Below are 13,669 nucleotides of genomic sequence, written 5' to 3'. Positions count from 1 at the left end.
AGGCCCCGGATCCGCGGATCCGGGGCCTTTCTCGTGTCTCAGGCGGTCAGTCCGCGCCGCGTGAGCAGCGGCTCGATGTCGGCGTCGCGACCACGGAAGTCGCGGTACGCCTCGAGCGGGTCCTTCGAGCCACCCACCCCGAGCAGCCGCTGTCGGAAACGGTCGCCGTTGGCGCGCGTGAGCCCGCCGTTCTCGTGGAACCACTCGACGGTGTCGGCGTCGAGCACCTCGCTCCAGATGTACGAGTAGTAGCCGGCGCTGTAGCCCCCGGCGAACACGTGCTGGAAGTAGGTGGACGAGTAGCGCGTCGGGACCGCGGGGTCGTCCAGGCCGATGTCGGCGAGGGCCGCCGCCTCGAACGCCGCGACGTCGCGCACCTGAGCCGCCTGCTCGACCGTGAGCGTGTGCCAGGCCTGGTCGAGCCACGCGGCGGCGAGGTACTCGCTCGTCGCGAAGCCCTCGTTGAACGCGCCGGACGCCTGCAGTCGCTCGATCACGTCGGCCGGCAGCGGCTCGCCCGTCTCCACGTGCACCGCGTAGTTGCGCACGATCTCGGGCCACAGGATCCACATCTCGTTCACCTGGCTGGGGAACTCGACGAAGTCGCGGTACACCTGCGTGCCGCCGAAGTGCGGGTACGTCACGGTCGCGAACAGCCCGTGCAGCGCGTGACCGAACTCGTGGAAGAGCGTGTTCACCTCGTCGAGCGTGAGCAGCGTGGGGGAGCCCGCGGCCGGCTGCGGCACGTTGAGGTTGTTCACGACCACCGGGTGCTCGTCGCCGAGCAGCCGCGACTGCACGACGATCGAGTTCATCCAAGCGCCGCCGCGCTTGGTGTCGCGGGTGTACAGGTCGAGCAGGTACAGGCCCAGTCGCGAGCCGTCCTCGTTGAAGACCTCGAACGTGCGCACACCGGGGTGGTACGACGGGATGTCCGCCCGCTCGCGGAACGTGAGGCCGTACAGCAGGTGGGCGGCATGGAAGACGCCCTGCTGCAGCACCCGCTCGGCCTCGAACCACGGGCGCAGCGCGGCCGTATCGAGGTCGTACTCCGCCTGGCGCACCTTCTCGGTGTAGAACGCCCAGTCGTGCGCCTCGATCGTCGTGCCGGCGATGCGCTCGAGCGCCTCCTTCTCGCGCTTCGCGTTGCGCGCCGCGGGGCCGGCGAGGCGGCGCAGCCGCTCCTCCACGGCGGCCGGGGAGCCGGCCGTCTGGTCCGAGGTGATGTACTCGGCGTGACTGGCGTAGCCGAGCAGACGCGCTCGCTCCGCGCGCAGGCGCACGATCTCGAGGAGCACCTCGGAGTTGTCGTTCTCGTTGCCGCGCGAGGCGCGGGCGCGCGAGGCGTTCATGAGGCGGGCGCGCACGTCGCGGTCGGTCAGCGACGCGAGATACGGGTGCCCGGTGTACAGCGTGAGGGAGACGAGGTAGCCGTCGATGCCGCGTTCGCTCGCCGCTTGGCGTGCGGCCGAGATCTCGCCGGGGGTGAGGCCGTCGAGCGCTGCGGCGTCGTCGACCACGAGCGCGAGGTCGTTGGTGTCGGCGAGCAGGTTCTTCTCGAACTGGGTGGTGAGCGTGGAAAGCCGCGTGTTGAGCTCGGTGAGGCGCTCCTTCGCCGCCTCATCCAGGCCGGCGCCGGCGTGCTGCATCTCGCGATAGCGGCGCGCCACGAGGTAGCGCTGCTCGGCGTCGAGGCCGAGATCGTCGAGGCGCTCGTGCAGCGACGCGATGCGGCCGAAGAGCGCCGCGTCGAGCTGGATGGCGTCCTCGTGTGCCGCGCGCATCGGCGCGAGCGTCTCGCCGATCGCCTGGATCTCGGGCGTGGCATGCGCCGAGTTGACGGTGTAGAACGCGCGGCTCACGCGGTCCAGCAGCCGCCCGGAGCGCTCGAGCGCCTCGATCGTGTTCTCGAAGGTCGGCTCGTCGGTCAGCGCGGTGATCGCGGCGACCTCGGCGCGGTGCTCCGCGAACGCGCGCTCGAACGCGGGCAGGTAGTGCTCGGGGCGGATCGCGGCGTAGTCCGGCACGCCGTACGGCAGCGGCGACGGCGCCAGCAGGGGGTTCAGGTCCAGATCAGTCACCCCGTCAGCCTACGGCGACCCGTGGCGGCGTCCGTGCGCCCGGCCGAGACCGGGCGCACGGACGCTCATTCCATCGGATCGAAGCGGCCGGCCACCGCGCGGCCGTCCTCGTCGAGGCGCACCTCGAAGCCGGTGTCCAGCTCGGCGATGGGGCGGCCCTCCAGCCAGGTGAGGGTCCACGAGGGCGCGGGCTGGCCGGGCGGCAGCGTCGCCTCCACCCGCGCGATCTCCTCGCGAAGCTCCTTCGGTACGGACGCCGGCGGCTCGTCGCCCGCGGGCCAGCGCGTTCCCAGCTGCATCATGCCTCCTCGGGGGCCAGGTCGATCCGGGTGACGGCGAGCTGCTCGCCGTCGGCGAACTCCAGCTGCGCGATTCGGCCGACGGCTCGCAGGTCGGCCTCGGCCGCCCGCAGCAGCTCGATCCGCTCCGCGGGAGCCGCGACCACCGCGGCGGCGACGGGGGTCTTCTGCGAGGCCTTGGCCTCGGTCTTGGCGCGACGGATGCCGATGAGCGCCTCGCTGGCGGCGGCCAGCACGGCGGGGTCGCCGCCGAGGCCGGTCGGGACGGGCCACGGCGCGCGGTGCACCGACCCCTCCTGGAACCAGGACCACACCTCCTCGGTGGCGAAGGAGATCACCGGGGCGAGCAGGCGCAGCACGATCGACAGGGCGGTGCGCAGCGCCACCGCCGCCGAGGCGCCCGCGTCGCCGCCCGTGTACGCCCGCTCCTTGACGAGCTCGAGGTAGTCGTCGCAGAACGTCCAGAAGAACGCCTCGGTCACCTCGAGGGCGCGCGCGTGGTCGAAGTCTTCGAGCGCCTTCGTGGCCTGTGTCACGACATCGTCCAGCGCCGCGAGCATCGACAGGTCGAGCGGCTCGGTCACCCGCGCGCCCTCCGGCGCGTCGAAGCCGAGCACGAACTTCGCGGCGTTGAGCACCTTGATCGCGAGGCGCCGGCCGATCTTGATCTGCGTCGGGTTCTGCGGATCGAAGGCGGCATCGGCGCCCAGGCGGCTCGAGGCCGCCCAGTAGCGGACGGCGTCCGAGCCGTGCTGGGCGAGGATGTCGGCGGGCGTGACGACGTTGCCCTTCGACTTCGACATCTTCTTGCGGTCCGGGTCGACGATGAACCCCGAGATGGACGCGTTCGTCCAGGGGGCGCGGTCGTCCTCCAGCGCGCTGCGCAGCAGCGTCGAGAACAGCCACGTGCGGATGATGTCCTGGCCCTGCGGCCGCACATCGAACGGCGCCACGAGGTCCCACAGCTCGGCGTCGCGCTGCCAGCCGCCGGCCAGCTGCGGCGTCAGGGACGACGTCGCCCACGTGTCGAGGATGTCGGTCTCGGCCTCGAAGCCTCCGGGCGCGCCGCGCTGGTCCTCCGTGTAACCCGGGGGGACGTCGCTGGTCGGGTCGACGGGGAGGCTCGCCGCGTCGGGCACGAGCACCCGCGCGTAGTCCCGTTCGCCGTTGTCGTCGAGGGCGTACCAGACGGGGATCGGCACGCCGAAGTAGCGCTGGCGCGAGACGAGCCAGTCGCCGGTGAGCCCGTTGACCCAGTTCTCGTAGCGCACGCGCATGAACTCCGGGTGCCAGTCGATCTGCCGGCCGAGCTCCAGCAGGCGCGCGCGGAGCTGCTCGGAGCGCGCGCCGTTGCGGATGTACCACTGACGCGTCGAGACGATCTCGAGCGGGCGGTCGCCCTTCTCGTAGAACTTCACGGGGTGCTGGAAGCTCTTGCCGACCTCAAGGAGCTCGCCGGACTCCTGCAGGAGCTCGACCACGCGCTTGCGTGCGCTGAAGACGGTCTTGCCGGCGAGCTCGGCGAACGCGGCGCGGCCGGCCTCCGAGACGATCGCCTCGGGAGCCTCCGCCACGACGCGGCCGTCGCGCCCGATGATCGTGCGGTTGGGCAGGTTCAGCTCCCGCCACCAGACGATGTCGGTCATGTCGCCGAAGGTGCAGATCATGGCGATGCCCGAGCCCTTGTCGGGCTGTGCGAGCGGATGCGCGAGCACCGGCACCTCCACACCGAACACGGGGGTGGTCACCGTCGTGCCGAAGTACGGCTGATAGCGCTCGTCGTCGGGGTGCGCGACGAGGGCGACGCACGCGGCCAGCAGCTCCGGACGCGTCGTCTCGATGTGGATGTCGCCCGACCCGTCCACGCGGTGGAAGGCGAGGCGATGGTAGTTCGCGGGCTGGTCGCGGTCCTCGAGCTCGGCCTGGGCGATGGCGGAGCGGAAGTCGACGTCCCACAGAGTGGGCGCGAGGTCCTGGTACGCCTCGCCGCGCTCGTAGTTGCGCAGGAACGCGAGCTGACTCGTCCGGATCGTCTCGTCCGAGATCGTGCGATACGTCTGGGTCCAGTCGACCGAGAGGCCCAGCTCGCGCCACAGCGACTCGAACGTCTTCTCGTCCTCGACGGTGAGCGCCTCGCACAGCTCGATGAAGTTGCGGCGGCTGATCGGCACCTGGTCGGCCGGCTTCACGCTCTTGGCGTTGCCCTGGAACGGCGGGGTGAAGTGGGGATCGTACGGCAGGGAGGGATCGCAGCGCACGCCGTAGTAGTTCTGCACGCGGCGCTCGGTCGGGAGTCCGTTGTCATCCCACCCCATCGGGTAGAACACGGTCTTGCCGCGCATGCGCTCGAAGCGCGTCTTGACGTCGGTGTGCGTGTAGGAGAACACGTGGCCGATGTGCAGCGATCCCGACGCCGTCGGCGGGGGAGTGTCGACGGAGTAGACGCCGGCGCGGCCGGAGGCGCGGGCGGCGTCGCGGTCGAACAGGAACGTGCCGTCCTGCTCCCAGCGCTCACCCCACTTCGCTTCGAGACCCTCGAGAGCGGGCTTGTCGGGAAGGGCGGCCATACGAAGATCTCCTCGCTATGTGCGGCACGGTGTGTGCGTGCCTGAGTGTGGGGTTGTGCGCCGAGTCTACCGGCCCGGCGTGAGAGGCATCCCGCGACGGGTGCGCGCGATGCGGCAGGTGGGCCGAACAGCGTAGAATCGTCGCAAAGCATCGATCCGGCCATCACCGGGGAGCTCGCGGAAGAACGGGGTCTCGGCCCTCAGTAGAACCGCGCGGGGCAGGCCCGTCACAGCCGCAGTGAGAGTGGCGGCGTCCGCAGCGGCGGGCGGCGCAACGCGGGGTGGTACCGCGGCCGGCGCTGGAGAGCACGGGTCGTCCTCGCAGTCCCCATGGAACTGCTGGAGTGAGATGACCTACCCGAAGTCCCCGTTCGGACCCGCGGCCGACGCCGCCGCCCCGTCGAGCGTCGTGGCGAGCCCGCGCTTGCCCGATATCGAGCGGGAGATCCTCGACTTCTGGGCCGCCGACGACACCTTCCGCGCGTCGATCGAGGCGCGCGAGGGCGCGGACGAGTGGGTGTTCTACGACGGCCCGCCGTTCGCCAACGGCCTGCCGCACTACGGCCACCTCCTCACCGGCTACGCGAAGGACCTCTTCCCGCGCTTCCAGACCATGCGCGGCAAGAAGGTGGACCGCGTCTTCGGCTGGGACACCCACGGTCTTCCCGCCGAGCTCGAGGCGATGAAGCAGCTCGGGATCACCGAGAAGAGCGAGATCGTCGACATGGGCATCGCGGCGTTCAACGGCAAGGCCCGCGAGTCGGTGCTGCGTTACATGGACGAGTGGGAGGCGTACGTCACCCGCCAGGCCCGCTGGGTCGACTTCGAGAACGGCTACAAGACGCTCAACCCCACGTTCATGGAGAGCGTGCTGTGGGCCTTCAAGACGCTGCACGACCGCGGCCTCGCCTACGAGGGCTACCGCGTTCTGCCTTACTGCTGGCGCGACCAGACGCCGCTGTCGAACCACGAACTGCGCATGGACGACGACGTCTATCAGATGCGGCAGGACCCGTCCGTGACGGTGTCGTTCCCGCTGACCGGCGAGAAGGCCGAGGCGATGGGCCTCGACGGCGTGCGGGCCCTGGCCTGGACGACGACGCCCTGGACCCTGCCGACGAACGCGTCGCTCGCGGTCGGGCCCGCCATCTCCTACGCCGTCGTGCCCGTCGGCCCGCACGGCGCCAAGGAGGGGGCCGAGGGGGCCGAGTTCCTGCTCGCGGAGGAGCTGCTGGGCGGGTACGCGAAGGACCTCGGCTACGAGTCGGCGGACGACGCCCGGGCCGCGATCCGCCTCCGGGTCTCCGGTGCCGAGCTGGGCGGGGTGCGCTTCGCGCCGCTGTTCGACTACTTCGCCGACGTGGAGAAGTGGGGCATGCAGAACGCCTGGCAGATCCTCGTCGACGACTACGTGACGACCTCGGACGGCACGGGCCTCGTGCACCAGGCGCCCGCGTACGGTGAGGACGACAAGCGTCTGAACGACGCCGCAGGCATCCCGACGATCGTCTCGCTCGGCGACGACGGCCGGTTCCTGTCGTTCGTGCCCGACTTCGCCGGCCAGCTGTGGCTCGACGCGAACCGGGACATCGTCCGCAAGCTGCGCAGCGAGGGGCGCCTGCTGCGCCTGCAGTCCTACGAGCACAGCTACCCGCACTGCTGGCGCTGCCGGAACCCCCTCATCTACAAGGCGGTCTCGAGCTGGTTCGTGCGCGTGACCGACATCAAGGATCGCCTGCTCGCGAACAACGAGCAGATCACATGGGCGCCCGAGAACGTCAAGCACGGCCAGTTCGGCAAGTGGCTCGAGGGGGCGCGCGACTGGTCGATCAGCCGCAACCGGTTCTGGGGCTCGCCGATCCCCGTGTGGAAGTCGGACGACCCGAACCACCCGCGCGTCGACGTGTACGGCTCGCTCGAGGAGCTGGAGCGCGACTTCGGCACGTTGCCGCGCAACGAGAAGGGCGAGGTCGACCTGCACCGCCCGTACATCGACGAGCTGACCCGCCCCAACCCCGACGATCCGACGGGGCGGAGCACGATGCGCCGGATCGAGGACGTCTTCGACGTGTGGTTCGACTCCGGATCGATGCCCTTCGCGCAGGTGCACTACCCGTTCGAGAACAAGGACTGGTTCGACACCCACGCGCCGGCCGACTTCATCGTCGAGTACATCGGTCAAACCCGCGGGTGGTTCTACGTGATGCACGTGCTGTCGACCGCGCTGTTCGACCGCCCGGCGTTCACGGGCGTCTCGTGCCACGGCATCGTGCTGGGCAACGACGGGCAGAAGATGTCGAAGTCGTTGCGCAACTACCCGGATGTGTCCGAGGTGTTCGACCGCGACGGCTCCGACGCCATGCGTTGGTTCCTCATGTCGTCGAGCGTGCTGCGCGGCGGCAACCTCATCGTCACGGAGGAGGGGATCCGCGCGGGGGTGCGGGAGTTCCTGCTGCCGCTGTGGAACTCGTGGTACTTCTTCTCGACGTACGCGAACGCGGCGGGCTACGAGGCGACGCGCCGTACCGACTCGACCGACGTGCTGGACCGGCACATCCTGGCGCTGCTCGGCGACCTCGTCCGCGAGGTGGCCGACGATCTCGAGCGCCTGGACTCCACCACCGCGTCGGGGCGTCTGCGCGATTTCGCCGAGGTGCTCACGAACTGGTACATCCGCCGGTCGCGCGACCGGTTCTGGACGGGCGTGACGGACGACCCGAAGAGCACGGAGGCGTTCGACACGCTCTTCACGGTGCTCGAGACGCTGTGCCGGGTGGCGGCGCCGCTCATCCCGCTCGTCGCCGAGCGGGTGTGGCAGGGCCTCACCGGGGGGCGCAGCGTGCACCTGACCGAGTGGCCCGATGCGGGCGAGTTCGCGCCCGCCGAGGACATCCGCCGCGCCATGGACGCCGTGCGCGAGGTGTCGAGCGTGGCGAACGCGCTGCGCAAGCGAGAGGGCCTGCGGGTGCGCCTGCCGCTCGCGCAGCTCACGGTCGTGGCCGAGCGGGCCGACGGCCTGGCCCAGTTCGAGGACATCCTCCGCGACGAGCTGAACGTCAAGAGCGTCTCGCTCGTCGAGCTCGGCGCGGACACCGCGGCGGCCTACGGCATCTCTCATCGCCTCACCGTCAATGCCCGCGCGGCCGGCCCGCGTCTGGGCAAGCAGGTGCAGCAGGTGATCGCGGCAGCCAAGAGCGGCGACTGGTCCGAACGCGACGGCGTCGTCACCGCCGGCGGCATCCCGCTGGTCGAGGGCGAGTACGAACTCGTGCTCGAGACGACGGGGCGGCCCGAGGGCGAGGCTCTGGCGCTGCTGCCCGGCGGCGGCTTCGTGCTGCTCGACACCGTCGTCACGCCCGACCTGGCGGCCGAGGGGCTCGCGCGCGACGTCATCCGCGCCGTGCAGGACACGCGCAAGACGGCGGGCTTCGATGTCAGCGACCGCATCCGCCTCGAGCTCGCCTTCTCGTCCGCCGAGGATGCCGCCGCGGTGCGGCAGGCGTTCGACGCGGCGGATGTCGCCGGCGAGACGCTCGCCGTCGCGGCCGAGGTGCGCGACGGGGCGTTCGACGGCGAGGCCGAGCACGTGACCACGGTGCCGTCCGGCACCTACGCCAACGCCGGGGACTTCCAGGTTGCGGTGACCCGCGCGGTCGTCGCCGCCGAGATCGGAGAGCGATGAACGACCGGGAACGCGCCGACGCCGTCTACGAGGCGCTGCTCGCCCGCGCGGGCGAGCGTTGGGTGCAGCCGCGCAAGGAGCGCACGGGCCGCGTGCTCGAGCTGCTCGATGACCCGCAGCGGACCTATCGGGTCGTGCACATCACCGGGACGAACGGCAAGACCTCGACGGCACGGATCATCGAGAGCCTCGTGCGGGCGCACGGCCTGCGCACCGGCCTGTTCACGAGCCCGCACCTGGAGCGCTTCACGGAGCGGATTCAGATCGACGGCGAGCCGATCTCCGACGCCGCGGTCGCCGACGCGTGGGACGAGATCGAACCCTTCGTCGGCCTCGTCGACGCCGAGCTGGCGGCGGCCGGCGAGGAGCCGTTGACCTTCTTCGAGCTGCTCACGGTGCTGGCCTTCGTCGCGTGCGCGGATGCGCCCGTCGATGTGCTCGTGCTGGAGGTGGGCATGGGTGGATCCTGGGATTCCACCAACACGGCGGACGGCGACGTCGCGGTCTTCACGCCCATCGACCTCGACCACGCTGATCGGCTCGGCGACACGATCGAGAAGATCGCCGAGGTGAAGGCGGGGATCATCAAGCCCGGCGCTCGCGTGGTCTCGGCCCGACAGACGCCCGCGGCCGAGGCCGTGCTGCGTCGGGTGGCGGGGGCGCAGGACGCGACCGTGGCGTTCGAGGGGCGTGACTTCGCGCTCGGCGACCAGAAGCTCGCGGTGGGCGGGCAGCTCATCACGGTGCGGGGCCTGGCCGGCGAGTACGCGGAGCAGTATCTGCCGCTGTACGGGCGGCACCAGGGCCAGAACGCGGCGCTCGCGATCGCGGCTGTCGAGTCGCTGATCGGGGATGCGTCGCACGCGATCACCGACGAGGTCCTCACGGAGGGCCTGCAGGAGGCGACATCGCCGGGGCGGCTGCAGCTGGTCGGCATCGACCCGTCGGTGGTCGTCGATGCCGCCCACAATCCGCACGGCGCGGCCTCCCTCGCGCTCGCACTGCGTGAGTCGTTCGATTTCGAGGAGTGGGGCGTCGTGCTCGGCGTGCTCGCGGACAAGGATGCGCCGGGCATCGTCGCGCAGCTCGCGCCGGTCGCCGCGCACGTGTTCGCGACGAGCCCGGTTTCCGAGCGCGCCGCCTCACCCGACGACATCGCGGATCTCGCCGAGGCGGCGGGACTGCGGGTGACCGTCCATCCGGGCCTGTCCGACGCCGCCGACGCGGCGCGCGAGTGGGCCGCGTCGGCACCGAAGCGCGGCGTCGTCATCGCGGGCTCCGTGGTTCTGGCCGGTGAGGCCGTCGTGCTCGCGGAGAGCGAGGACTGGAAGTCGGGGTGGAGCGCATGAGCCGCACGCGCCGGTACCGCACGCTCCCCGAGAAGCTGGGTCAGGTCGTCCTCGTCTTCGAGGCGATCGTCGTCTTCCTCGGCGGCCTCACCGTGCACGGGCTGAAGGCGGTGCCCGAGGGGATGCCGTCGTGGTGGGGGATCGTCGCCGGATCCGTCGTGGCGGTGCTCCTCTTCGTCGCGTCGGGCCTGCTGCGCTGGAACGCGGGCTTCGCGATCGGGTGGGCGCTGCAGGTCGTCGTCGCCCTGGGGGCACTGCTCGTCCCGGCGATCCTGCTCATCGCGCTCATCTTCGGCGGCATGTGGGCGTATGCGACGATCGGTGGGGCGCGCATCGAGCGCCGCGTGAGCGCGCAGCGCGCCGGAGCCGCCGACTGAGATCGCCGACTCGAGAACCGCAACACACGAAGGGACCATCCATGGCCACCGAAGAGACCCTCGTCCTCGTCAAGCCCGACGGCGTGGCGCGCGGCCTGACGGGCGCGATCCTGGCGCGCATCGAGGCGAAGGGATACTCCCTCGTCGACATCAAGCTCGTCGAGCCCAGCCGCGAGCTGCTCGCGAAGCACTACGCCGAGCACGAGGGCAAGCCGTTCTACGAGCCGCTCCTGGAGTTCATGATGTCGGGGCCGGTCGTCGCGATCCGCGTCGCCGGCAACCGCGTCATCGAGGGCTTCCGCTCGCTCGCCGGCGCAACCGACCCGACGACCGCCGCACCCGGCACGATCCGCGGCGACTACGGCCGCGACTGGGGCGTGGTCGTGCAGCAGAACCTGGTGCACGGGTCGGACTCGCCGGAGTCGGCCGCGCGCGAGCTCGAGATCTGGTTCTGACGGGCGCGGCATCCGCCCCGTCGACGCCCCCGCCCGCGCGCCTCTTCGGCGCTCGGGCGGGGGCGCTTAGCGTTGCAGGGTGAGCACGCGGCGCATCATGGGCATCGACCCCGGCCTGACGCGCTGCGGCGTGGGGATCGTCGACGTCGCGCCCGACCGCTCGGCCACCCTGGTCCACGTGGGCGTGATCCGCTCGGCGCCGGATGCCCCGGTCGCCGAGCGTCTCGCGACGATCGCGGACGGCATTCGGACCGCCTTGGCGGCACACCGCCCGGAGGTTCTCGCGGTCGAGCGCGTCTTCGCTCAGCACAATCTCCAGACGGTGATGGGCACGGCTCAGGCGTCGGGCGTGGCGCTCATGCTCGCCGCCGAGCACGGAATCCCCGCCGCCACGCACACGCCCAGCGAGGTGAAGGCCGCCATCACCGGCTACGGGTCCGCCGACAAGGCACAGGTGCAGCACATGGTGGCACGCGTGCTGCGGCTTGAGGAGCTGCCGAAGCCGGCCGACGCCGCGGACGCGCTCGCCCTGGCGCTCTGCCACGCGTGGCGCGGCAGCCCCGCCTCCGCCGACGAGGGTGCGCTCACGCCGGCCCAGCGCGCCTGGGCCGAGGCCGAGCGGCGATCGCGACGCCCCGCCGCGCGCCGCTGATCACGCGCGGCGGCCGCCGCGTGTCTCGAACGGATGTGCGAACGGATACGTAGGGTGGAGGCATGATCTCGTTCCTTCGCGGCGACGTCCTGCACGCCGGCCTCGACTCCGTGGTGCTCGACGTCGGCGGCGTCGGCTTCTCCGTGGCGGTCGTGCCCGTGGTCGCGCGCGGCGCGAGGGTGGGGGAGGAGCTCGCGCTGCACACGCACCTGATCGTGCGCGAGGACGCCCTTTCGCTGTTCGGCTTCGCCACGCGAGCGGAGCTCGACGTGTTCGGCACGCTGCTGGGCGTCAGTGGCGTCGGGCCGAAGTCCGCGCTCGGCGTGCTGGGCGCCATGAGCATCGATCGCATCGCCGAGGCGGTGCAGGCGGAGGACGACCGCCCCTTCCGCAAGGTCACGGGAATCGGCCCCAAGACCGCCAAGCTCATCGCGGTGCAGCTGCAGGGCAAGCTCTCGCCGCCCACCACGCCCGCGACCGCGCCGGCGGGGGTGCCCGACGACGTCCTGGGCCGGGTGACGCAGGCGGTCGCCGGGCTCGGCTGGCCGGAGCGGGTGGCCGGAGAGGCCGTCGCGGCCGCGGCCGAGGGCGCGTCGGAGTCGGACCGCGCCTCCGTACAGGCGCTGCTGCGCCTCACCCTGGCGGCACTGGGTCCGGCGAACGGCGGCGCCCGTGTCTGAGCGCGACGTCGCATCGCCGCAGCCGCAGGACGAGGGCGAGCTCGCGATCGAGGGCGCGCTGCGCCCGGGAAGCCTCGCCGACTTCGTCGGGCAGCACAAGGTGCGCGGTCAGCTGCAGCTGCTGCTCGATGCGGCCAGGATGCAGGACCGGCCCGCCGATCACATCCTGCTCGCCGGTCCTCCCGGCCTCGGGAAGACGACCCTCGCGATGATCGTGGCGCACGAGAGCGCTCGGCCGTTGCGGATGTCGAGCGGCCCCGCGATTCAGCACGCCGGGGACCTCGCCGCGCTACTGTCCAGCCTCACGCCGGGCGAGGTGCTGTTCATCGATGAGATCCATCGGATGGCGCGCTCGGCGGAGGAGATGCTCTATCTCGCGATGGAGGACTTCCGGATCGACATCATGGTCGGCAAGGGCGCCGGCGCGACGAGCATTCCCCTTGACCTGGCACCCTTCACCCTCGTGGGTGCGACGACGCGCTCGGGGCTGCTGCCCAACCCGTTGCGCGACCGCTTCGGGTTCACGGCTCACCTGGAGTACTACGAGCCCGAGGAGCTGGAACGGGTCGTGGAGCGCTCGGCGGCCATGCTCGGCGTGCGGCTCGGTCCGGCGCAGTTGGCCGAGATCGCCCGGCGGTCTCGCGGCACGCCCCGCATCGCCAACCGTCTGCTTCGTCGCGTGCGGGACTATGCGCTCGTGCACGCGCACGGCGCCGCCCCGGAACTGGCCGACGTGCGGGCCGCGCTCGAGCTGTACGACGTCGACGCGCTCGGCCTCGACCGCCTCGACCGGGCGGTGCTCGACGCGCTCGTGCGCCGCTTTCGCGGCGGACCGGTCGGGCTGAGCACGCTGGCGGTCGCGGTGGGCGAGGAGGCCGACACGGTCGAAAGCGTCGTGGAGCCGTACCTCGTCCGCATCGGGTTCATGGGGCGCACACCGCGCGGGCGCGTGGCGACGCCCGAGGCGTATGCCCACCTCGGCGTGCCGCACGCCCTCGACGTGTCGGGGGCGCTTCCCCTCGATGACCTATAATCGCTGAAGACTTGCGCCGGCCCCGATTCGGCGTCTCTCTCACGCCATCGCCGCCGCCGGCGGGCGTTCACCCGAAAGGTCGCTGCACCCGCATGGATATGAATCTGATCCTCCTTGTCGTCCTGGCCGTGATGGTCGTGTTCATGTTCGTCAGCTCGCGGCGGAACGCGAAGAAGCGCCAGGAGCTGGAGGAGCAGCGCCGCACGCAGATGGTCCCGGGTGCACGCGTGATGACCCGCTCCGGTCTGTTCGGCACGCTCGTCGCGTTCGACGCGGAGGACCTCACGCAGCCCGCGAAGGTCGAGATCGCCCCCGGCGTCATCGCCGAGGTGCACGCGCAGGCCGTGGATCTCGTGCCCGAGACGGAGACGACCGAGCCGGCGGCGACCGACGTGGCCGACGACGCGGCCGAGGACGAGGGCTACACGCTCAACGGCGAGCGGATCGAGAAGCCCCGCGGCGACGACGACACCAAGTAAGCGCCCCGGAAGCGG

The 13,669-nt window shown here is 71.3% G+C and carries 11 protein-coding genes; 8 read left to right on the top strand and 3 right to left on the bottom strand.

The window, feature by feature from the left end; translation table 11 throughout:
* Positions 1–38: 38 nt before the first annotated feature.
* The 3 genes from N8N77_RS01430 to valS form a co-directional block, all read right to left on the bottom strand.
* A complete protein-coding gene (locus N8N77_RS01430) occupies positions 39–2,081 on the bottom strand; it encodes a M3 family metallopeptidase (RefSeq protein WP_261164052.1) in 2,043 nt (680 codons plus the stop codon).
* 65 nt (positions 2,082–2,146) lie between these two features.
* Positions 2,147–2,383, bottom strand: coding sequence for a hypothetical protein (locus tag N8N77_RS01425; protein ID WP_396652760.1), 237 nt, complete (start codon positions 2,381–2,383; stop codon positions 2,147–2,149).
* Positions 2,380–4,947: a valine--tRNA ligase gene (gene valS / locus N8N77_RS01420; protein ID WP_261164051.1), complete on the bottom strand. Its 2,568-nt coding sequence runs from the start codon at positions 4,945–4,947 to the stop codon at positions 2,380–2,382. Before valS ends, N8N77_RS01425 begins: the two co-directional genes overlap by 4 nt.
* 349 nt (positions 4,948–5,296) lie before the next feature.
* Between valS and ileS the strand changes: the two genes are divergently transcribed.
* From ileS to yajC, 8 genes are all read left to right on the top strand, one after another.
* Positions 5,297–8,629: an isoleucine--tRNA ligase gene (ileS, locus tag N8N77_RS01415; RefSeq protein WP_261164049.1), complete on the top strand. Its 3,333-nt coding sequence runs from the start codon at positions 5,297–5,299 to the stop codon at positions 8,627–8,629.
* Positions 8,626–9,978, top strand: a complete 1,353-nt coding sequence (locus tag N8N77_RS01410; protein ID WP_261164047.1) for a folylpolyglutamate synthase/dihydrofolate synthase family protein — start codon at positions 8,626–8,628, stop codon at positions 9,976–9,978. The genes ileS and N8N77_RS01410 overlap by 4 nt, the downstream gene beginning before the upstream one ends.
* Positions 9,975–10,355, top strand: a complete 381-nt coding sequence (locus N8N77_RS01405; RefSeq protein WP_261164046.1) for a DUF4233 domain-containing protein — start codon at positions 9,975–9,977, stop codon at positions 10,353–10,355. Before N8N77_RS01410 ends, N8N77_RS01405 begins: the two co-directional genes overlap by 4 nt.
* Positions 10,356–10,396: 41 nt before the next feature.
* The gene (ndk, locus tag N8N77_RS01400) at positions 10,397–10,810 is read left to right on the top strand and encodes a nucleoside-diphosphate kinase (RefSeq protein ID WP_261164045.1); all 414 of its coding nucleotides are present in this window, start codon (positions 10,397–10,399) and stop codon (positions 10,808–10,810) included.
* 97 nt (positions 10,811–10,907) lie between these two features.
* On the top strand, positions 10,908–11,462 hold the full coding sequence (gene ruvC, locus N8N77_RS01395; RefSeq protein ID WP_261165584.1) for a crossover junction endodeoxyribonuclease RuvC: 555 nt from the start codon (positions 10,908–10,910) through the stop codon (positions 11,460–11,462).
* 62 nt (positions 11,463–11,524) lie between these two features.
* Positions 11,525–12,142, top strand: coding sequence for a Holliday junction branch migration protein RuvA (gene ruvA, locus N8N77_RS01390; protein ID WP_261164044.1), 618 nt, complete (start codon positions 11,525–11,527; stop codon positions 12,140–12,142).
* Positions 12,135–13,175: a Holliday junction branch migration DNA helicase RuvB gene (ruvB, locus tag N8N77_RS01385; RefSeq protein WP_261164043.1), complete on the top strand. Its 1,041-nt coding sequence runs from the start codon at positions 12,135–12,137 to the stop codon at positions 13,173–13,175. Before ruvA ends, ruvB begins: the two co-directional genes overlap by 8 nt.
* 92 nt (positions 13,176–13,267) lie before the next feature.
* Positions 13,268–13,654, top strand: coding sequence for a preprotein translocase subunit YajC (gene yajC / locus N8N77_RS01380; RefSeq protein WP_261164042.1), 387 nt, complete (start codon positions 13,268–13,270; stop codon positions 13,652–13,654).
* Positions 13,655–13,669: the final 15 nt, after the last annotated feature.

Origin of the sequence: Microbacterium sp. Marseille-Q6965, from assembly GCF_946151065.1 — a bacterium.
Lineage (GTDB): Bacteria > Actinomycetota > Actinomycetes > Actinomycetales > Microbacteriaceae > Microbacterium.
Note: the sequence above shows the minus strand (reverse complement) of the source record. Positions and strands in the feature narration are given on the sequence as shown.

Excerpts from the sequence above, each read along its gene's own strand:
- N8N77_RS01425 (WP_396652760.1), bottom strand. The coding sequence starts at position 2,383 with ATGATGCAGCTGGGAACGCGCTGGCCCGCGGGCGACGAGCCGCCGGCG.
- valS (WP_261164051.1), bottom strand. The coding sequence starts at position 4,947 with ATGGCCGCCCTTCCCGACAAGCCCGCTCTCGAGGGTCTCGAAGCGAAG.
- ileS (WP_261164049.1), top strand. The coding sequence starts at position 5,297 with ATGACCTACCCGAAGTCCCCGTTCGGACCCGCGGCCGACGCCGCCGCC.
- N8N77_RS01410 (WP_261164047.1), top strand. The coding sequence starts at position 8,626 with ATGAACGACCGGGAACGCGCCGACGCCGTCTACGAGGCGCTGCTCGCC.
- N8N77_RS01405 (WP_261164046.1), top strand. The coding sequence starts at position 9,975 with ATGAGCCGCACGCGCCGGTACCGCACGCTCCCCGAGAAGCTGGGTCAG.
- ndk (WP_261164045.1), top strand. The coding sequence starts at position 10,397 with ATGGCCACCGAAGAGACCCTCGTCCTCGTCAAGCCCGACGGCGTGGCG.
- ruvC (WP_261165584.1), top strand. The coding sequence starts at position 10,908 with ATGGGCATCGACCCCGGCCTGACGCGCTGCGGCGTGGGGATCGTCGAC.
- ruvA (WP_261164044.1), top strand. The coding sequence starts at position 11,525 with ATGATCTCGTTCCTTCGCGGCGACGTCCTGCACGCCGGCCTCGACTCC.
- yajC (WP_261164042.1), top strand. The coding sequence starts at position 13,268 with ATGGATATGAATCTGATCCTCCTTGTCGTCCTGGCCGTGATGGTCGTG.